Source organism: Streptomyces sp. NPDC088116 (assembly GCF_044741745.1).
In the GTDB taxonomy this organism is placed as follows: Bacteria; Actinomycetota; Actinomycetes; order Streptomycetales; family Streptomycetaceae; genus Streptomyces.
Genome location: NZ_JBIUTF010000001.1, coordinates 1,159,354 through 1,179,329, shown reverse-complemented (window position 1 = coordinate 1,179,329; position 19,976 = coordinate 1,159,354). Strand labels below are relative to the sequence as shown.

Here is a 19,976-nt window from a genome sequence, read left to right as displayed (position 1 = left end):
GAGTTCGCCCAGGGGAGTTCGCCTTGGGGACTTCGAGTCGTGCGCGGTGGTGCGGTCGTAAGGCGGTGCGTGTGGATCACGTCATGGAGTGGGCTGGGCCGTAGCTCCTTGTTCGGGCCATCCGTACCGGACACCCCCGTATGCGATACATCGTCACTCAATAAGCTCACACTCGGCACACGTGTTCGCAGCATGCTTGCTCAATGTTCGAACGGGCCCATGACCAGCAGGGTGCTTGGTCTGGCCCGGGGTAGTGGCATGGTGAGGGTCCGCGCCTCCGGCCCAGACCGGGAGGACGCCGGACCCGGGAGCAGTGGTGGTCCCGGAGTGAGGGACAATGAAGGCTCTGCCAGGGCGCGTTACGGCACCGCGCGGGCGGGCGGCAGTCGCGCCAGGATCAGGGATCGCAGAGGGGACGCATGTCGGAGTCGAAGCAGTCGCGGGACACGGCGCAGGAGCCCCAGCGGGACACGCGGAAGAGCGCCGAGGCCAGCCCGGAAGGGCGTCTTCTCGCGGGCAGGTACCGGCTCGGCGGGGTCCTCGGGCGTGGCGGCATGGGTACGGTCTGGCGGGCTCTTGACGAGACCCTCGGCCGTACGGTCGCGGTGAAGGAGCTGCGCTTCCCCTCCAGCATCGACGACGACGAGAAGCGACGGCTCATCACGCGCACGCTGCGCGAGGCGAAGGCGATCGCCCGGATCCGTAACAACGGCGCCGTCACGGTCTTCGACGTCGTGGACGAGGACGACCGGCCGTGGATCGTCATGGAGCTGGTGGAGGGCAAGTCGCTCGCCGAAGCCATCCGCGAGGACGGCGTTCTGACGCCGAGGCGCGCCGCCGAGGTCGGGCTCGCGATCCTCGACGTGCTGCGCTCGGCGCACCGTGAGGGCATCCTGCACCGTGACGTGAAGCCTTCCAACGTGCTGATCGCCGAGGACGGGCGCGTGGTGCTCACGGACTTCGGCATCGCCCAGGTCGAGGGCGACCCGTCGGTCACCTCCACCGGCATGCTCGTCGGAGCCCCCTCGTACATCTCGCCGGAGCGCGCACGCGGACACAAGCCGGGCCCGGCCGCCGACCTCTGGTCGCTCGGTGGCCTGCTCTACGCGTCGGTGGAGGGCTGCCCGCCGTACGACAAGGGTTCCGCCATCGCCACGCTGACCGCCGTGATGACCGAGCCGGTGGATCCGCCCAAGAACGCGGGGGCGCTGGAAGAGGTCATCTACGGGCTGCTCGCCAAGGAACCGGAGCAGCGCCTGGACGACGCGGGCGCGCGGGCGCTCCTCGAGGACATCATCGCCGCGCCGGAGCGAGAGCCGGAGCCCGGACCGGACGCCACCCGGGTCGTCCCGCTGCCGCCGGTGCCCGAGAGCGCCGCGAGCGACTCGGGAGCCGACCGCGTGCGCGGCGCGCTGCGCACCGCACGGAACGCGGCCACCGCCAAGTCCGAGGCGAGGGCCGGGGCGTATCCGGCGTCCGCCGGGTCGCCGAGGCCGGTCCCGTCGAGGGCGTCACTCACCGACGTGGTGCCCCGGCGCACGCTGGTCATCATCGCGGTCGTCGCCGCGCTGGCCCTGATCTCCACGGTCCTGATCGTCGCGCTGAGCGGCGACGACTCCAGCGGGACGAGCGGCAAGGGGCAGGGCACGACCGGCGCGTCCACCTCGGCCGACGCGTCCTCCGGCGCCGAGACCAAGGCCGACGGCGAGGGGCAGGGCGCGGACTCGGGCAGGAGCACGGCCGACGGCGGCAAGAAGGAAGAGTCCGCCAAGAGCGGTGGCCCGTCGGGCGATTCGGGTTCCGGTTCCGAGGATGCCGAGGACTCCGGCGACGAGAAGGACGACGACGGGACGCCCGAGGGGTACGACAAGATCAGCGACGATCAGTTCCGTTTCTCGATGGCGATGCCCGAGGAATTCCATCGGACGGGCATAGCCGGGCGGAACTCCGGCGGCATATTCAGCGCCGACGGCGGATTCCCGCGCGTTCAGGTCGATTTCGGCAGCAGCCCCAGCGACGACGCCGTGGCCGCGTGGAAGGCGGCCGCGCCGACGGTCGGCGCCAGCAGCAGCAACTACAAGCTTCGCGGCATCAAGAAGGTCGACTACAACGGCTATCCGACGGTCGCCGACTGGGAGTTCGAGCGCGACCAGAGCGGTCAGCGGGTCAGGGTCCTCAACCGGGGTTTCAAGGTCGACGGCAACCGTGGCTACTCGATCATGATCAGTTGTAAGGCGAGCGAGTGGGATTCATCGGAATGTGAGACGCTGCGCCGGACGGCGTTCGCGACGTTCGAGCCGGCAGGCTGAACGGGCCGATGAAGTCCCGGTGTTCAGGGGAGGGCAACCCGTTCAAAGGCTCCGGGTTTACCGGAACCTTGCATTCCACGGTGGGTTGCCCCGACCCTGAGGCGCGCTCGCCCGTGGCCACGTATCGTGAGAACTCGCGAACCGTACGCATCCACAATGAGCCGGTAAGCGACCGGAATTGGCGGTTTCGTAGGTCTCCGTGACCGGGAGACAGCGGGTTGGTGGGGAGGCATCGTGGACGACTACGCGGGACGGGTGCTGGCCGACCGCTACCGCCTGCCCTTGCCGCCCTCCGACGAGTACGAACTCGCGGAGACGCGCGCGTTCGACACGTACAGCGGGCAGGAAGTCCTCGTCAGGCAGGTGCCGCTGCCCGAGGTGGTGGACGCGGAGGTGGTCGACGGGGACGGCGCCCCGGCGCCCCGGAGGGTCTCCGGGCGCGCGGTGCGCAGGCCCACGGACCCGGCGGTGCGGCGGGCCATCGAGGCCGCGCAGAGCGCCGCCCAGATCCCCGACCACCCCCGGCTCGACCAGGTCTTCGACGTGTTCGCGGAGGCCGGCTCGCTGTGGATAGTGAGTGAACTCGTCGCGGCCAGACCGCTGGCCGCGCTGCTCGCCGAGAGGCCGCTGAATCCGTTCCGGGCGGCCGAGATCGCCTCCGACGTGCTGACCGCCGTGCGGGTGGTGCACGCGCACGGCTGGACCCACCGGAACATCACCGTGCGTACGGTGCTCGTCTGCGACGACGGGCGCGTGGTGCTGACCGGGCTCGCGGCGGGCGCGGCGGAGGAGGCGCTGTGCGGTTACGCGCCGGTGCCGGATCCGCCGGACCAGACCGGTCGGCCCGGCGCGCAGGATGCCTTCGAATCGCCCGGTCACATGGATCCGCCCGGTCCCGTCGAGTCTCCCGGCCATGCCGACCCTCATGGTTACGTGGGTCCCGGGGACCACTCGGGCACCCAGGACCGACTGGAGTCGCGGGGCCCGGACGCGCCGGAGGGCCTGCCCGGCGCCGAGGCGTCCGGTCCGCCGTACGAACTGGGGCCGACGGCCGGAGTGCCGGGCGGGCCCGGCCGCGCCGCGCTGGAGACGGCCCGTTCGGCGGACGGCCCGTACGAGGACGGTCCGTACGCGGACGGGTCGGACGGGGAGGAGACGTACGGGGAAGGGGCGTACGGCGAGGGTGCCCCGGCCGGCAGGTACGACGACGGCACGTCGTCCGGCACCTCCGGCGCGATGCCGCGCCCGCACCACGGCACACCGGGCATCCCCGCCCCGTACGGAGGCCAGCCGGCGCTGCCGGGCGGGAGCGCCTCGGGAGACATCCGCGCCGCGCGCGCCGGGGCGATCGCCGCTTACCGCGCGGGAGCGCGCGCCGCAGCGCGCGCCAACGAGGATCAGCGCTCCGGCGCGCACGCGCTGCCCCCGCTGCCGGAGCCCGGCACCGGCGGGGAGACTGGCACCGGTTCGCGGCCCGTGACCGGCGAGGAGGGGCAGGACCCCCGCGACCGGCCGAGCGGAAGCAGCCCCGACCCGGACTGGTGGGCGCAGCCCCGACCCTTCGCGGAGTCCGACCCCGACGAGGACGACGACCCGCCCACGCCCTACCGCGCGGAACTCGCCGGGGTCTGGCGCGACGGCCCGGCCCCGTGGAACGACACCTCCGGTTCCGTACCGGCGGGCGGCGGGGCGTCCGGCAGCCCCGGCGGCGGCGCCGACCGCGGCGGGACGCCCGCACTTCCTCCCGGCGGGAGTTCCGGGCCCGGTGCCGCCATGGCCCGCGGCGGCGACTCCCCGTACACCGGCCCCGGCAGCGGCGGCGCGGGGGGCCGGAGCAGCGGTGGCGGCTGGCAGAACTCCGGGGCGCGTGACGCGTTCCGTGCCGACGCGCAGCGGCAGTCCGCGCAATTGCCCGCAGTGGCGGGCCAGGGCGCGGGCACCGGGCGCTGGGACGAGGTCGTGGCCAGCGGGTCCGTGCCCGCCTACCGGGGCCCGGCGACCCCCCTCGCCGCCGAGCGCGCCCGGCAGGCGCGGATCGCGGTCGTCGGCGCCGTCACGGAGCGCTGGGCGCCCGAGCAGGCCGGTCCCATACACGAGAACTGGCAGCTGGCACCGCCCATCGGACCCGCCACCGACCTCTGGGCGCTGGGCGCGCTGCTGTACCGCGCGGTGCAGGGCCACGCCCCGTACCCCGAGGAGAACGCCGTCGAACTGGTGCAGCTCGTCTGCGCCGAACCGCCCGCCTTCGCCGAGGAGTGCGGCCCGCTGCGCCCCGTGGTCGAGTCGCTGCTGCGTCAGGACCCGACCGAGCGGCCGGACTTCGAGGAGCTGCGTGGCTGGCTGCGCTCGCTCGTACGGTCCGCGCCCGAGCCGGAGGCCGGTCTGGACGTCGTACCCCTGCCGTCGGACGAGGCCCGCCTGCCGATCGTGCGCCGCCGGGGCGAGCTGGTGCGCAAGCGCCGCAGGCGAAACCGCGACCGCGACCTGAGCCATGGCCGCCACCGGCACAAGAAGGGCAAGGAGCGCCGGGAGAAGGGTGGCAGGGGCGGCTTCGAGGGGCAGCGGTCCGAGCAGCAGTACCCGCCCTCGGACCGGACCGAGGAGTCGTACGAGCCGTATGCGCGCGCGGACCGGTCGGAAGGGCTGGACCCGTCCGACCGTACGGATCGACTGGACCACCTGCTGGACAGGGCGGAGCGGCTGGATCGGCCCGAGCGGCCCGACAGGTCCGGGCGCGGCCGTGGCGACAGCCCCCGCTCCCTGGGGCGCATTCTGCTCCTGCTGATACTGCTGCTGCTCGTGGCGGCGATAATGTACGCGGTGATGTTCATGCCCAGGACCGGTACGGGGCAGGGGCAGAGCGTCGGCGAGGCGAACCCCGGCGCGTCCGCCACGTCCTCCGCGTCGGGCTCTGCCGCCCCGCCGTCCCCGACCCCGGAGGACTCCGGCGCGAGCGAACCCAATGCCTCGGCGCCACAGACCTCCGGTCCCGCCGTCGATCTCGCCGACGGTTACGTTCTGCGCAAGGACACGGAAGGGTTCCAGACGGCGGTCGACAAGGACTGGCGGCGGCGGCCCATCAACGACAGCGGACAAGTCCGTTACGAAGGCGGCGACTTCACGCTGATCGTCGTACCGGGCCGGGACTCCGTGGCGGACAACGGTGGCGATCCCCTGGCCTATCAGCGGGACAAGGAGCGCGAACTCCAGCCGTTCCGCGACTCCTCCTGGTCCAGCGCCTCGGGGCTGCGGCGGGTCGACGTGGGCCGACAGGCCATGGCGGAGGGGCAGTACACCTGGCAGGACAGCAACGGCCGTTCCGTCTATGTACGGAACCTGGCGATGATCATCGACGGCCGGTACCACGTCGTTCAGGTCATCGGCCCGGACGGCCAGCGGGACAAGGTCAGCGAGATCTACCAACAGGCCATAACCGCCTACCGCATGACTGGATGACCGCTGACCACGCTGAGTAGCCGGGCGCGCATCACATTGAGGTTTCCGTGGGTCACCCGCGCTTCCGTGTCCGTACATCCCCTCCGTAACCTGTGTTCCCAAGGAACGGGGCGAGTCAGTGGGGCAGTCACAGAGTATGGGCGCGAGCACGGGAACGGGCGCGGGCGCGAACGCGGGCATGGGTCTACTGCTCGCGGGGCGTTACCGACTGGGTGAGGCCATCGGCAGCGGTGGCATGGGCAAGGTGTGGCGCGCGCAGGACGAGTTGCTGCACCGGACCGTCGCCGTGAAGGAGCTGACCGCGGGGCGGTATGCCTCCGAGGCCGACCGGGCCGTACTGCACCAACGGACGCAGAAGGAGGCGCGGGCCGCGGCCCGTATCACCCATCCCGGTGTTGTCACCGTCCATGACGTCCTCGACCATGACGACCGGCCGTGGATCGTCATGCAGTACGTTGACGGCCCCTCACTCGCCGATGTGACAAAGGAATCGGGACCGGTCGGGACTCGTGAGGCGGCCAGGGTCGGCATCGAGGTCCTCGCCGCGCTGAGTGCCGCGCACGCCGCCGGAGTGCTGCACCGCGATGTGAAACCCGGGAACGTCCTGCTCGCTCGCGACGGCCGGGTGCTGCTCACCGACTTCGGTATCGCGGCGATAGAGGGCGACTCGACCATCACCCGGACCGGTGAAATCGTCGGATCCATCGACTACTTGGCACCCGAGCGGGTACGGGGCGCCGATCCCGGCCCCGCGTCCGACCTCTGGTCGCTGGGAGTGACGCTCTACGCGGCGGTGCAGGGGACTTCGCCGTTCCGCCGTACCTCACCGCTGTCCACCATGCAGGCCGTGGTCACGGAGGAGCCGATCCATCCCGAACTGGCGGGCCCTCTCGCACCCGTCATAAGCGCCCTGTTGAGCAAGGATCCGCAAGAGCGGCCCTCGGCGTCCAGGGTCGAGCAACTGCTGCGCGCGGTGATGAGGGACCAGAGCACGGCCGGGACAGGCGCGGACGCGACGACCCGGGTCACCCCGGACGACGAGAGGCAGTCGGCTGCCGGGTACCTGCCGAAGGCCGCGCCGATGCCGATGCCGATGCCGATGCCGGCGGCGACATCGACTCCCGTTACGGGGGCCGGGACTTGGCCTGGGGCGGAATCGGGGTCGGGGTCGGGGGCGTCGAGTTCGGGCGCGTCGGGTTCGAGGGCGTCGAGTTCGGGGTGGGGAACCGGCTCCGGGCCGGGGACCGCTGGTTCCGGGGCCGGGGCCGGGGGCGGCGCCGGTTCCGGCCCCGTGTCCGCGGCGTCCGCGTCGGCGACTGCCTCGGGAGCCGCAGGAGACTCCGGCGGCCGCGGTCGTTGGCGTACGACCGCGGTGGCCGTCGTCATCGCGGCGGTCCTCGGTGGTGGCGTCGGCTACGCGGCCCTGAAGTACGCGGAGGGAACGGGCATCGGCTCCTCGGGCTCGGACACGACGGCCGGTCAGTCGGCCGGTGACGGGACCGGGGAGGGGACCGACGAGGGCACCGCCGCGGGGACCGGCGACGCCGGGGGCGTGCCCGAGGGCTGGGAACGCGTCGAGGCTCCGGAAGGCTTCAGCCTCAACGTCCCGAGCGGCTGGGAACGCCAGATGGACGGAAACCAGATCGACTTCACACCCGACAACGGTGTCCACCTCATACGGATCAGCATAGGAAAGCCCGATTTCGAGAATCCGTATCAGCACATGAAGAGCATGGAGAGGAGTGTTCAGAAGTTTCCCGACTACGAGCGGGTAAAAATGGCTCCGAACGCATTCCGCGACAAGGCGCGGGCCGCTCTCTGGGAGTTCACCTGGACCGGGGAGAACGGCGCCCCGGGCAAGCGGCACGCGATCGACCAGGTCTACTACTCGGACGACAGCAGTACGGAGTACGCGATCTACATGTCCAGTCCCGAGGAGGACTGGGACACGACGCGCAAGCAGTTCGACGCCGTACTGCGCAGCTGGCAGCCGCCACCGGTCGAATCCGGCCCGTGAACGGGAGGAAAAGGTATTGCCCGACGACCGGCAGGCCGCGGAGAGCCGGCAGCCTTCGGACAGCAGGCTGATCGCCGGACGCTACCGGTTGGGGGCCCGGCTCGGGCGCGGTGGTATGGGGACCGTGTGGCGGGCCGAGGACGACCTCCTCGGCAGGCGTGTGGCCGTCAAGGAACTGCACGCGGTGTACGACGGCCATGGCACTTCGACGCTGCGCGAGGCCCGCGCCGTCGCCCGCGTCAAGCATCCGCATGTCGTGGTCGTCCATGACGTCGTCGAGGAGGACGGCCGACCGTACATCGTCATGGAGTTGGTGGAGGGTGGCTCGCTCGCCGACCGGCTGACGTCCGAGGGACCCGTCGATACGGCCGAGGCGGCACGGATCGGGCTCGCGCTGCTGAGCGCGCTGGGCGTCGCGCACCGTCTGGGGGTGCTGCACCGCGATCTCAAACCCGCCAACGTCCTGCTGGAAGAGGTCACCGGGCGGGTGGTGCTGACCGACTTCGGGATCGCGCGCCTGGTCGGCGCGACGACGATCACGGATCCCGGGTCGTTCGTCGGCTCGCCCGAATACACGGCGCCCGAACGGATGCTGGACGGGGAGGTGGCCGGTCCGGCCTCGGACCTCTGGTCGCTCGGCGCGCTGCTGTGCGCGATGCTGAGCGGCGAATCGCCTTTCCGCCGCGACTCGTTGGCGGGGGTGCTGCACGCCGTGGTGGAGGCCGAGATCAGGCCGCCTGCGGCGGCGGAACCGCTGCTGCCCGTCGTACGGGGGCTGTTGGAGCGGGATCCGGAGCGCAGGCTCGATGCCGAGGAGGCGGACCGGCTGCTGCGCGCGTACGTCACGACGGGGGCGTGTACGGCGCTTTCGGCGGAGGGTTCGAGACGGGCGGGGGTTTCCGGGACTCAGCCCCGTCGGACCCCTCGGTCTCCCCTGGCCGCTTCGGCTCATCAGGCTCCGCCGACTCCTCCGACACCGGCAGGCCCGCTGATTCCGGCGGATCTTCCGACACCGGCGGGTCTCCCGACACCGGCGGGTCCGCTGACTCCGGTGTTCCGTGAGCCCGTTGACGGCGCCGGTTCGGCTCCGGCCTCCGCCCGCCGTTCCGCGTTCGTCGCGGGTGCGGTGCTCGCGGTGCTCGCCGGCGTGGGCGGTCTGACCGTGACCCTTCTCCAGGGCGGCTTCGGTGACGGCGGCGGTAACGGTGTCGACAGCCGTAACGGCAGCGGTAACGGCAGCGGCACCGGCAACGGCGGCGGTACGGGCATGCTGCCGGGCCGTTCGGTCGTGAGAGGCACGCCGTCGGGCGCTGCCGGAACGTCCCCCGCACCCACCGTGACCGCCACCCCCGCGAGTACGCCGGCGGGTGTCCCGGCGCCCAAGGGCTACCACACCGTCAACGATCCGATGGGCTTCACCCTCGCCGTTCCCGACGGCTTCCCCCGCTCCCACGACGGCAAGCGCGTCTTCTACATGTCGGCGGACAAGGCCTTCAGGATCGGCATCCGTATCCAGGCCCCGCTCCCCGGCGGTCCGGAGGCCGCGATGCGCCTGTCGCACTCCCGTGGCGACAGCACCAATCCGGGATACCACGACGGCAGTGTGACGCCGACCACACACAACGGACTCCCGGCGGCGCTGTGGGAGTTCACCTGGAACGGCTTCTCCCGCGCCGAGGGGGAACGGCACACCTTCGATCTCTGCTGGGAGGAGGGCGGGCGGATGTACGACGTCTGGGTCTCGGCCCCGGTGAACGGGCTGGACAAGGCGCGGCACCAGTTCGACACCGCCCTCGACTCGTTCGTACCGGCGCTGACGGCCCGGCACGGCCCCGTGCGCTGAAGCCGCCGCGGGTGGCCGATTTTCCCGCCGCACGGGCGGCCAGAAGTTGTTACCGCCGGGTACCAAAAGTTTTGGAAGCGGCATACTCTCGGCCCCATGACGGACTCGCAGGCTCCCACCGCCATCCCCGGATCCCTTGGCACCAACCCCGTGGCAGCCGCCCCGGCCGGTGCGCGCACCGCGGTTGATGTGGTCACTCCCGAGGTGGTCGCCCAGCTCACGCGCGGCGTTGTCGGCTCCGGCCGGACGGCCAACCACGCCCCCTTCACCGGGAAGAAGCTGGCGGACCTGCCCGAGTCCACTCCTCAGGACGTGGCGACCGCCTTCGAGCGGGCGCGGGTGGCCCAGCCGCTCTGGGCCGCTGTCCCCGTCCGGCAGCGGGCCGCCGTACTGCTCCGTTTCCACGATCTCGTACTGGAACGCCAGGCCGAAGTCCTCGACCTGATCCAGCTGGAGACCGGCAAGGCCCGGCTGCACGCTCATGAGGAGGTCCAGGCGCTGGCCGTCGAGGCCCGGCACTACGGGCGCGCGGCGGCCTCGTACCTGAAGCCGAAGCGGCACATCGGAGCCGTGCCGACGCTGACCAAGGTCACCGAACTGCGTCAGCCGCGCGGGGTCATCGGCCAGATCTCGCCATGGAACTACCCCTTGGAGCTGTCCGCGGGGGACGCGCTGCCCGCGTTCGTGGCGGGCAACGCCGTCGTGATGAAGCCCGACACCGAGACCGCGCTGACCGCGCTGTGGGCGCGTGATCTGCTGGTCGAGGCAGGGCTGCCGCCCGAGGTCTTCCAAGTCGTCCTCGGTGAGGGCCCGGTCGTCGGTCCCGAGGTCGTCAGGCACGCCGACTACGTCTCCTTCACCGGCTCGACCCGTGTCGGCCGCGAGATAGCCAGGGGCGCGGCGGACCGGCTCGTCGGCGTCTCCCTCGAACTGGGCGGCAAGAACCCCATGCTGGTCCTGGCGGACGCGGATGTGGAGAAGGCGGCGGCGGGCGCGGTGCGCGCCTGTTTCTCCTCCGCGGGCCAGCTCTGCATCTCCATCGAGCGGTTGTACGTCCACGAGTCCATGGCGGACCTGTTCGTGGAGCGGTTCGCCGCCCGTACGAAGGCCATGCGGCTCGGCACCTCTCTCGCGTACGGCGCGGAGATGGGCTCACTCGTCGGCGAGCGTCAACTGGACGCGGTCACACGCCATGTCGAGGAGGCCGTCGCCAAGGGCGCCACGGTCGTCGCGGGCGGGACCGCGCGCCCCGACATCGGTCCGTACTTCTACGAGCCGACCATCCTCGACGGCGTCGAGGCGCCGATGGCGGTGTGTACGGAGGAGACGTTCGGGCCGGTGGTCTCCCTCTACCGCTTCAGCGACGAGGACGAGGTGATCGGCCGCGCCAACAGCACGCCGTACGGCCTCAACGCGAGCGTCTGGACGAAGGACGCCCGGCGAGGTCTCGCGGTCGCGGCCCGGCTGCGGGCCGGCACGGTCAACATCAACGAGGGATACGCGTCGGCGTACGGCAGCGTGCGGGCGCCGATGGGCGGGATGAAGGAATCCGGTCTCGGCCGGCGGCACGGCTCGGAGGGCATTCTCAAGTACACCGAGGCCCAGACCGTCGCGCGGCAGCGGATTGTTCCCATGGCGCCGTCCTTCGGGATGGACGACGAGAAGTACGCGGCGGTCATGAGCCGCAGTCTGCGAGTCATGAAGGCTCTGCGGCTGCGGTAGTTCTCGACGAGGAGAGCCAGTGTCACAGGACAGCCATGCCCGGGACCAGGAACGGAAGCGGGCGCAGAACCAGGACGAAACAGATGAAGCATCCCGGAACGGCGCGGCTTGCGAGGCGTCTTGCGAGGGGTCGTACGACTACGACGTGATCGTCGTCGGCTCGGGGTTCGGCGGCTCGGTGTCCGCTCTGCGCCTGGCCGAGAAGGGCTACCGCGTCGGCGTCCTGGAGGCGGGCCGCCGCTTCACCCGCGAGACCCTCCCCAGGAACTCCTGGGACATCAAGAACTACCTCTGGGCACCGGTGCTGGGGCTCTACGGCATCCAGCGGGTCCATCTGCTCGGCAATGTGATGGTGCTCGCGGGCGCCGGGGTCGGCGGCGGCTCGCTCAACTACGCCAACACGCTGTACGTACCGCCCGCCGCGTTCTTCGACGACCCCCAGTGGGCGTCCATCACCGACTGGGAAAAGGAGTTGAAGCCGTACTACGACCAGGCGCGGCGCATGCTGGGCGTACGGCTCAACCCGACCATGACCCCCTCCGACGTCCATCTGAAGGCGGCGGCGGACGGGATGGGCGTCGGTGACAGCTTCCATCTGGCGCCGGTCGGGGTCTTCTTCGGGGACGGCGAGGACGCCGGAGACGGTCCCAGGGCCGAGCCGGGGGCAGCCGTGGACGATCCGTACTTCGGAGGCGCGGGCCCGGCCCGCACCGCCTGTACCGAGTGCGGCGAGTGCATGACGGGCTGCCGGCACGGGGCGAAGAACACCCTCAACGAGAACTACCTGTACCTCGCGGAACGGGCCGGAGCGGTCATCCATCCGATGACGACGGTGATCGCGGTGACGCAGGACGCGCGGGGAGTTCCGGGCGGCGCGGGCGCGGGGAGTGACGCGGGCGGCTACCGCGTCACCGTCGTCCCGACCGACAGGCGCGGGAAAGGCCGGCGGAAGGGCGGTCGGAAGGGCGGCCGAGAGCGTCGTACGAAGGTGTTGCGCGCCCGGCGGGTGGTGATCGCGGCCGGTACGTACGGCACCCAGACCCTGCTGCACACCATGAGGGACCAGGGCCTGCTGCCGCGCCTCTCGGCCCGGCTGGGCGAGCTGACCCGTACCAACTCCGAGGCGCTGGTGGGCGCGCAGACCGACAACCGGCGTTACCGCGCGCGGCACGGCGCTCCGCGGGTCGACTTCACCCGGGGCGTCGCCATCACGTCCTCGATCCACCCGAACGAGTCCACGCACATCGAGCCGGTGCGGTACGGCAGGGGCTCCAACGCGATGGGCGCGCTGTCCATCCTCCAAGTGCCGTACAGCGACCGGCGGGTACGGGCCTGGCTCGGCAGAGCGGCCAAGCACCCCTCGTGGCTGCTCCGTTCGTTCTCCAACCGCGGCTGGTCGGAGCGGACCATCATCGGGCTGGTGATGCAGTCGCTCGACAACTCCCTGACGACGTACCGCAAACCGGGCGGAGTGGGGAAGGGCCTGCTCACCGCCCGGCAGGGCCATGGCGCCCCCAATCCGAAGCAGATCCCGGAGGCGACCCGGGCCGCCACGCTCATCGCGGACGAGATCAACGGCTTCGCGGGCAGCAATGTGGGTGAATTGATGGGCACGCCGTTGACCGCGCACTTCCTGGGCGGATGTGTCATCGGGGCATCGGCGGAGGAGGGCGTGATCGATCCGTACCACCGGCTGTACGGGCATCCCGGGATCTCGGTGGTCGACGGCTCGGCGGTCTCGGCGAATCTCGGCGTGAACCCGTCCCTGACGATCACGGCCCAGGCCGAGCGCGCGATGTCCTTCTGGCCGAACAAGGGCGACCCGGACCCGCGCCCCGAGCAGGGCGTGGCGTATGTCAGGCCGGTCCCGGTCGAGCCGGTGTCCCCGGCGGTGCCGACGGGGGCGTACGGCGCACTGAAGCTGCCGTTCCTGGGAATGCCGAGGGTCCCGCCGAAGCGGCGTTGACGCCCTGAGCGGCGTTGACGCCGTGAACGGCGTCGGCGGCCGGAGCGGCCCGCGCGGAGCGGAGCGGCTGGAGTGGGGCGCTCCGTAGCGGAAAAGAGGCGCTGCACCCCCCTCCGAGTGCAGCGCCTCTTCGTCTGTGCCCCCGCGCGTTCTGCCCCGGCTGCCCCCGGGTGCGCGGACGCGCCTGGCGGACTGCTACCCGTAAGCGGACTGATACCCGTAAGGGGAGGAGAAACCGGTCACGGCGCGTCCAGGCGTGGCGACCCGCGGCTGGACCTCGACGTCAGTCGTCGGTTTCGCATGCAAGACCCGCGACCCGCGGGGATGGTTGCCGTCGACTTCACAGAATCTACACGTGGTCTGTGCCACGCGAGCCATGGGGGTGGAGCGGCCGGTTCCGGGAGTCTCCGGAGCCGGCCGCCCTCGGGTGACCGGGCCGCTGTCCCCTGCCGCCCGGTCACGGGCGCCGGGGCGAGGTCCCACGGCGCACCCGAAGTGCGTCGCACGCCCCGGCGGAGCCACGCGCGGTGCCCTCTTCTCCAACGAAGCCCCGCCGGACGCGGTCACGTTCCGTACGAGTGAGAGCGAGCGCGGTACCCGAACTCAGATGCGGCCCCGGCACAGCTCCAGCAGCGTCATCGCCAGCGGCGTGCCCGGTTTGCCGAGCGCGTTCCTGTAGTGGCTGAGGATCTCCATCTCGCGGGAGAGGCTGACCCGGCGGCCTCCGGACGTGATGCGCGCGTCCTGGACGACGGCCGAGACCGCCATCCGTTCCTGTACGAGACCGATGATCCGGTCGTCCAGCGCGTCGATCCGCTCGCGCGCGTCGCCGATGATCGTGGCGGCCTCATCGGTGCGGGCGCCGGTGTTCTCCGTCGGAGTCATACGAGGTTCCTTCTCGGGGAGCGGCGGTCCCGGAGGCGACCGGGCCCCGAACGCGACAGGCGCCCCGGGCCTTGTCGGCCCGGGGCGCCTGTCGAAGTCGCTTGTCAGCTCAAGCAGCACGACCATGGCAGCCGGACGGGCCGGTGCCATAGGTAAAGACGAACGTCAGCTGCTGGTGCATGGGCCCAGTATGGCCCCGGCGCCCCGACGCCGGCCAAGGCGGGTTCGGATGGTGAGACAAATGCCGTCCCCGGGCCGTCGCGGCTCCCAGTCAGACCGTCGCGGCTCCCCGTTAGAATCGAGAAAACAGCACGCCCTTGTGCATCGCCCTTGTGTCACGTCACCACATCACCGCCGGAAGGCCGCCCCCGTGCCAGCAGTGCCCCCCGCCGCCCCCGACGTCGTACTCGTCGTCGACTTCGGCGCGCAGTACGCCCAGCTCATCGCCCGCCGTGTCCGCGAGGCCCGGGTCTACAGCGAGATCGTCCCGTCCACGATGCCGGTGGCCGAGATGCTGGCCAGGAACCCCAAGGCGATCATCCTCTCCGGCGGCCCGTCCTCGGTGTACGCGGAGAACGCCCCGACCGTCGACCGTTCGCTCTTCGAGGCCGGCGTCCCCGTCTTCGGCATGTGTTACGGCTTCCAGCTGATGGCGACCACGCTGGGCGGCACCGTCGACAACACGGGAGCGCGGGAGTACGGCCGTACGGAGCTGCGGGTCTCCCGTGGCGACTCCACGCTCTTCGAGGGCACTCCGGCCGAGCAGTCGGTCTGGATGTCGCACGGCGACGCCTGTTCGGCCGCGCCCGCCGGGTTCACCGTCTCCGCGTCCACGGACGTCGTGCCTGTCGCGGCCTTCGAGAACGACGAGAAGAAGCTGTACGGAGTCCAGCACCACCCCGAGGTGATGCACTCCACGTTCGGCCAGCAGGTCCTGGAGCACTTCCTCTACCGGGGCGCCGGTATCGAGCCGTCCTGGACCACCGCCAGTGTGGTGGACGAGCAGGTCGCCCTCGTGCGTGAGCAGGTCGGCACGAAGCGCGCCATCTGCGGTCTGTCGGGCGGAGTGGACTCGGCCGTGGCCGCGGCGCTCGTGCAGAAGGCCATCGGTTCGCAGCTGACCTGCGTGTACGTCGACCACGGCCTGATGCGCAAGGGCGAAACCGAGCAGGTCGAGAAGGACTTCGTCGCCGCAACGGGCGTGCAGCTGCGGGTGGTCGACGCCCAGGAGCGCTTCCTCGCCGCGCTGGCCGGGGTCTCCGATCCCGAGCAGAAGCGGAAGATCATCGGCCGCGAGTTCATCCGGGTCTTCGAACAGGCCCAGGCCGAGATCGTCGCCGAGGCGGGCGCGGAGGGCGAGGACGTCGCGTTCCTCGTCCAGGGCACCCTCTACCCGGACGTCGTGGAGTCGGGCGGCGGCACCGGCACCGCCAACATCAAGTCCCACCACAATGTCGGCGGGCTCCCCGACGACATCGAGTTCGAGCTGATCGAGCCGCTGCGCAAGCTGTTCAAGGACGAGGTCAGGATGGTCGGCCAGCAGCTCGGCCTGCCGGACGAGATCGTCCAGCGCCAGCCCTTCCCCGGCCCCGGACTCGGTATCCGTATCGTCGGCGATGTCACGCGCGAGCGCCTCGACCTGCTGCGCGAGGCCGACGCGATCGCCCGCGAGGAGCTGACGGCGGCCGGTCTCGACCGGGAGATCTGGCAGTGCCCGGTGGTCCTCCTCGCGGACGTACGGTCCGTGGGCGTCCAGGGCGACGGCCGCACATACGGCCATCCGATCGTGCTCCGGCCCGTCTCGTCCGAGGACGCGATGACCGCCGACTGGACGCGGATGCCGTACGACGTACTGGCGAAGATCTCCACCCGCATCACCAACGAGGTCGCGGACGTCAACCGCGTGGTGCTCGACGTGACGAGCAAGCCCCCGGGCACGATCGAGTGGGAGTAGTCCTGGCCGTACACGGCCGGGCTCTCATCGCGTGACGCCGATGTCGTCGCTCATTTATTCGAGCGGCGGCGTCGGCGTATTTTCTGTCGCCCTTTCTGTCGCTCATCGGGTGTTCGCGGGGCGGTCGTCGGCCGATGATCTGGTACGGGCCCGGATCGGGTGAGGTCGAAGGGCCTGGTGGGGCCGGAGTGGCCACCGTGTCAACACCGTGACCGCATCCTCACCCTCCCTGACCGGGCCGACCGCGCGCGTACCTCACTCCGTGCGGCACAATTCCCAGGCGTTGCAAGGAAGTTCACTGGGTTCGGGGCGGGGAAGGCGGCGTTCGGCGTGGCGGTGCAAGAGGCGAGACAGGGCGCGCACGGCGGAGGCTGTACGTGCGGGGACTGTCCGCACGGGGCGCGTGAGGGGCATCGGCGGGCCGTGGCCGCGTTCTTGGTGAAGCGGGACGAACTGGCCGCCGGCCAAGGGCTGCCCGCCGCGGTCGCCCACTCGGTGGGCGCGTCCCGGCAGTGGGTGTCCGACGAACTCACTCAGTCCGCGCGCGCGGTGGCCGAGCGCAGCCGGGAGGCGGGCGATGCCTGGCTGCACGCCGTCTGGCGGCGCACGCTGCTGGTGGTGTGGGGCGGGGTCGCGGTGCTCGCGCTGGTCCAGGCCACGACCGCGATCGGGGCCGGCTGGACGGTCGCCCGTACGGCGGGCTTGATCGCCGCGCTCGTCGTCGCCGGGCTGCTGACCGGCGCCGCCCGGCTGCACCGGGCACGCGGCGGGCTGCTCGCGCCGCTGATCGGTGAGGACAACCGGCTGTCGACCTCGCGGACCGTCGCCTCCGCCTGGGTACTGCTCGTCGTCTTCGCCGTGCTCGTGCTCGCCCTCCAGCTCGCGAGTGCCTCCGGCCATGCCCGGCGCGACGAACTGATCGCCGGACTCGAACTGGCCCGGGGCGCCGGCCTGGTGACCGTCCTGGCCGTGGTGTGCGCCATCGCCGTGGTCGTCCGCCGCGTGGTGGCCGTACGGGTACTGGGGCAGCGACTCCAGAAGGTACGGGCCGAGCGGCCCCGGCTGGCCGATCTGCTCTGCGACGACGGCGGACGCGGCAGCTTCACCGATGTGCAGTACACCCTGGTGAACGCCGTCGCCGTGCTCTTCTCCGCGGTCCGGCTGGCCCGGCGGCCCGAGCAACTGCCCGATCTGCCCTGGGCGCTCGCCCTGCTGGTGATCGTCTCCACCGCCACCTACTTCGCGGGGAAGTACGCGGAGGGCGGGCGGCCTGTCGTCCTGTCGGTGGTACGGGCCCGGGAGGCGGGTGACCTGGACGCTCCGATCCGTACCGGCGACGACATCGAGATCCGCGGCGCCGGCTTCGTACCACCGGGCGCGGGTACCCCGGACCGGCTGGCCCGGATGGTCGTCCGGATCGGGCCGGTCCATGTCCATGTCCCGCTGGTTCCGGTCCCCGGCGGCTTCGCCAGCCCGGCGGACACCGCCCTCGTCGTGCCCGTGCCGGTGGACGTGGAACCGGGCCCGGTCGAGGTGCAGGTGGTGACGGCGGCCGGAGTGGAGACCAACCGCGTGATCGTCGACGTCATGGACTGAGACTTGGACTGAGACGTCATGGACTGAGACTTGGACTGTGCGGACTCGATCGTTCAATTCTCATACCGATTTCAGACGTGGCCGATTCCGACAGCCGGTACGGCTGGTTCACTGAGTCCCGGACACGCCGTGCACGTATGTACGTACGGACAAGGCACGCGGGGACACACGCCCCCGCGGCAGCGGCGTGGGACAGGGAGAGGCGGACCGGCTATGACGCATGGATACCGGACGGAAACCCTTGGGCGGGTCGGCGGTGAGCGGAACAGCCTGCGGGAGGATGTCACCCGCCATGCGCTGCTGCCACTGCGGATCTTCCTGGGCATCACCTTCATCTACGCGGGAATCGACAAGTTGACTCAGGGCGGGTTCTTCTCGGCCACCGGCACCGGATCGGTCGGCGAGATGATGCGGAGCGTCCGCGACAGCTCGGCCATTCCCGCACTGGTCGACCTGGCGCTCAAGAACCCCGCCGGATTCGGCTACGCCATAGCCATCGGCGAACTCGCCGTCGGCCTCGGCACCCTGTTCGGCGTGCTCGCCCGGCTCGCAGCCTTCGGCGGTGCCCTCATCTCACTGAGCCTGTGGCTGACGGTGAGCTGGCAGAGCACTCCGTACTACTACGGCAACGACCTCGCCTATCTGATGGCCTGGCTGCCGCTCGTGCTCGCCGGTGCCCCGGCTTTCTCACTCGACGCCGTCCTCGCCGGCCGGCGGCGCCGTATGCGGTAGTTGACCCAGGCGGCGAGGGCCGCCACGCAGAGGCCGTCCCAGACCACCACGAAGGCCAGATACCACGGTGTGTGCCAGGCGTCGGCCGCGTCTCCCGCGTATGCCGCGGCCGCGCCCAGCACCGCCAGGCCCGCGATCAGCCGGCCCGGCATGAACTCATGCCGCGGCACGGGCCACCTCCACCTGTCCGAGGCCGACTTCGAGATGGAGCACCAGCGTGCCCGCCGGATCGGCGCCCGCGCGGGGCGTCAGCGTGCGCTGCGCCGAATGGCTCGGGGAGATGTCCACATCGTTCGGTGCTTCCCTGGGGAGCCGGATGTCCCCCAGAGCCGCCTCCGCGTTCACCTTCACTGTGACTCCGTCCGGTACGACGACCTTGAGCTGCCCGGCGCCGACCTCGGCCGACGTACTGACGGTCTGCCCCTTCGGGATGGTCAGCCGACGCAGATCCAGAACGCCGGCGCCCGTGCCCAGTTCGTAGTGATCCCGTACGGCGGACACCGAAGCCGCTGACCAGTGCTGCCGCTCCCATCCCGTGGTGATGTTCTTCGGGACGGCCGAGGCGGCCGCGAGCAGCCCGGCCGTGACCACCGCCAGGAAGATCGTGCCTATGCCGGTACGGCCCACGAACGAGCTGACCGCGAGACCCAGCCCGAAGATCGCGAGCGCGCAGACCAGGCCGATCTGGAGACTCGTACCGAACGGGTGGCCGTTCCACGACAGGCCCGTGCCCAGTCCGCCCGCCAGCAGGGCGAGCAGACAGACCGTCCCGCCGATCCCGCGCGGACCCGGGGGGCGAGAGAGACGCCCCGGGGCAGCCGTGCGGTGCCACAGGTGCCGCTGCGACAGCACAGGGCCGGCCGCGTCCTCCGGACCCCACAGATAGACCGGTCCGCCCCGGACCGTGGTGCCGTCCTTGGATATGGGATCCCGCCACCACGAGGGGGTGTCGGGCGTCGGCGGTGCCTTGGTCTCCGGAGGCGCCTCCGCCACCGCTTGCGCGGTCGCGGGATCGAGCGGTCCGCCGTCCGGCTGTGTGACACGGCGGCGCTGTGACCAGACGGCCGAGCCCACGACCGCGATCGACAGCATCGCGGCAAAGCTGAGCGTGCCGTCGTCCCCCAGCATGGACAGGAACAGACCGCAGCCGACCAGCGCCAGCAGCACGGCGACCAGCGAAGTGCCGTCGACCCGACCCGAGAGCAGCCTGCGGGCCTCGGTCTCGTCCTCTCCGTCGAGGGGGATCAGCAGCCACGCGAAGCCGTAGAAGATCAAGCCGATGCCGCCGGTGGCCGTGAGCACCCCGATCACGATCCGGAAGATCACCGGATCTATGTCGCAGTACCGCCCGAGCCCGCCGCAGACGCCGGCGAACACCTTCTGCCGCGGGCTGCGCGTCAAGTGCGCGGGCACGGAAGGAGGCGATGCGGGGCCTGCTGCGGACGCCGACGCGGTGGGCGGCGGCGCGGACGGTGACTGCGACGACTGGGTCATAC

The 19,976-nt window shown here is 71.2% G+C and carries 11 protein-coding genes; 9 read left to right on the top strand and 2 right to left on the bottom strand.

From position 1 onward, the window contains the following. Positions 1-419 precede the first annotated feature (419 nt). The 6 genes from ACIOJD_RS05130 to ACIOJD_RS05105 all read left to right on the top strand — a co-directional run bounded on the left by ACIOJD_RS05130 (position 420) and on the right by ACIOJD_RS05105 (position 13,313). Positions 420-2,309 carry a protein kinase gene (locus tag ACIOJD_RS05130; RefSeq protein ID WP_401908380.1) on the top strand — a complete coding sequence of 630 codons (1,890 nt, stop codon included), beginning with the start codon at positions 420-422 and terminating at the stop codon, positions 2,307-2,309. Between the two features lie 234 nt (positions 2,310-2,543). Continuing rightward, on the top strand, positions 2,544-5,765 hold the full coding sequence (locus tag ACIOJD_RS05125; protein ID WP_401908379.1) for a serine/threonine protein kinase: 3,222 nt from the start codon (positions 2,544-2,546) through the stop codon (positions 5,763-5,765). A gap of 136 nt (positions 5,766-5,901) precedes the next feature. Further along, the gene (locus ACIOJD_RS05120) at positions 5,902-7,782 is read left to right on the top strand and encodes a serine/threonine-protein kinase (RefSeq protein WP_401908378.1); all 1,881 of its coding nucleotides are present in this window, start codon (positions 5,902-5,904) and stop codon (positions 7,780-7,782) included. A 16-nt stretch (positions 7,783-7,798) separates the two neighbouring features. Further along, entirely contained in the window at positions 7,799-9,625 is a 1,827-nt protein-coding gene (locus tag ACIOJD_RS05115) for a serine/threonine-protein kinase (protein ID WP_401908377.1), read from the top strand. Positions 9,626-9,721: 96 nt separating this feature from the next. Continuing rightward, positions 9,722-11,347, top strand: coding sequence for a succinic semialdehyde dehydrogenase (locus ACIOJD_RS05110; RefSeq protein ID WP_401908375.1), 1,626 nt, complete (start codon positions 9,722-9,724; stop codon positions 11,345-11,347). Positions 11,348-11,492: 145 nt separating this feature from the next. Beyond that, a complete protein-coding gene (locus ACIOJD_RS05105; protein WP_401909009.1) occupies positions 11,493-13,313 on the top strand; it encodes a GMC oxidoreductase in 1,821 nt (606 codons plus the stop codon). A gap of 603 nt (positions 13,314-13,916) precedes the next feature. Here the strand turns inward: ACIOJD_RS05105 and ACIOJD_RS05100 are convergent. Then, entirely contained in the window at positions 13,917-14,198 is a 282-nt protein-coding gene (locus ACIOJD_RS05100) for a chorismate mutase (protein ID WP_401908374.1), read from the bottom strand. A 370-nt stretch (positions 14,199-14,568) separates the two neighbouring features. On the opposite strand from ACIOJD_RS05100, the gene guaA reads away from it, so the two are divergent. The 3 genes from guaA to ACIOJD_RS05085 all read left to right on the top strand — a co-directional run bounded on the left by guaA (position 14,569) and on the right by ACIOJD_RS05085 (position 18,480). Beyond that, a complete protein-coding gene (guaA, locus tag ACIOJD_RS05095) occupies positions 14,569-16,152 on the top strand; it encodes a glutamine-hydrolyzing GMP synthase (protein WP_401908373.1) in 1,584 nt (527 codons plus the stop codon). A gap of 330 nt (positions 16,153-16,482) precedes the next feature. Further along, a complete protein-coding gene (locus ACIOJD_RS05090; protein WP_401908372.1) occupies positions 16,483-17,748 on the top strand; it encodes a hypothetical protein in 1,266 nt (421 codons plus the stop codon). Between the two features lie 213 nt (positions 17,749-17,961). Next, positions 17,962-18,480, top strand: a complete 519-nt coding sequence (locus tag ACIOJD_RS05085; RefSeq protein WP_401908371.1) for a DoxX family protein — start codon at positions 17,962-17,964, stop codon at positions 18,478-18,480. Between the two features lie 156 nt (positions 18,481-18,636). Here ACIOJD_RS05085 and ACIOJD_RS05080 read toward each other — a convergent pair whose 3' ends face one another. Further along, the gene (locus ACIOJD_RS05080; protein WP_401908370.1) at positions 18,637-19,974 is read right to left on the bottom strand and encodes a PspC domain-containing protein; all 1,338 of its coding nucleotides are present in this window, start codon (positions 19,972-19,974) and stop codon (positions 18,637-18,639) included. Between the last annotated feature and the right edge of the window lie 2 nt (positions 19,975-19,976).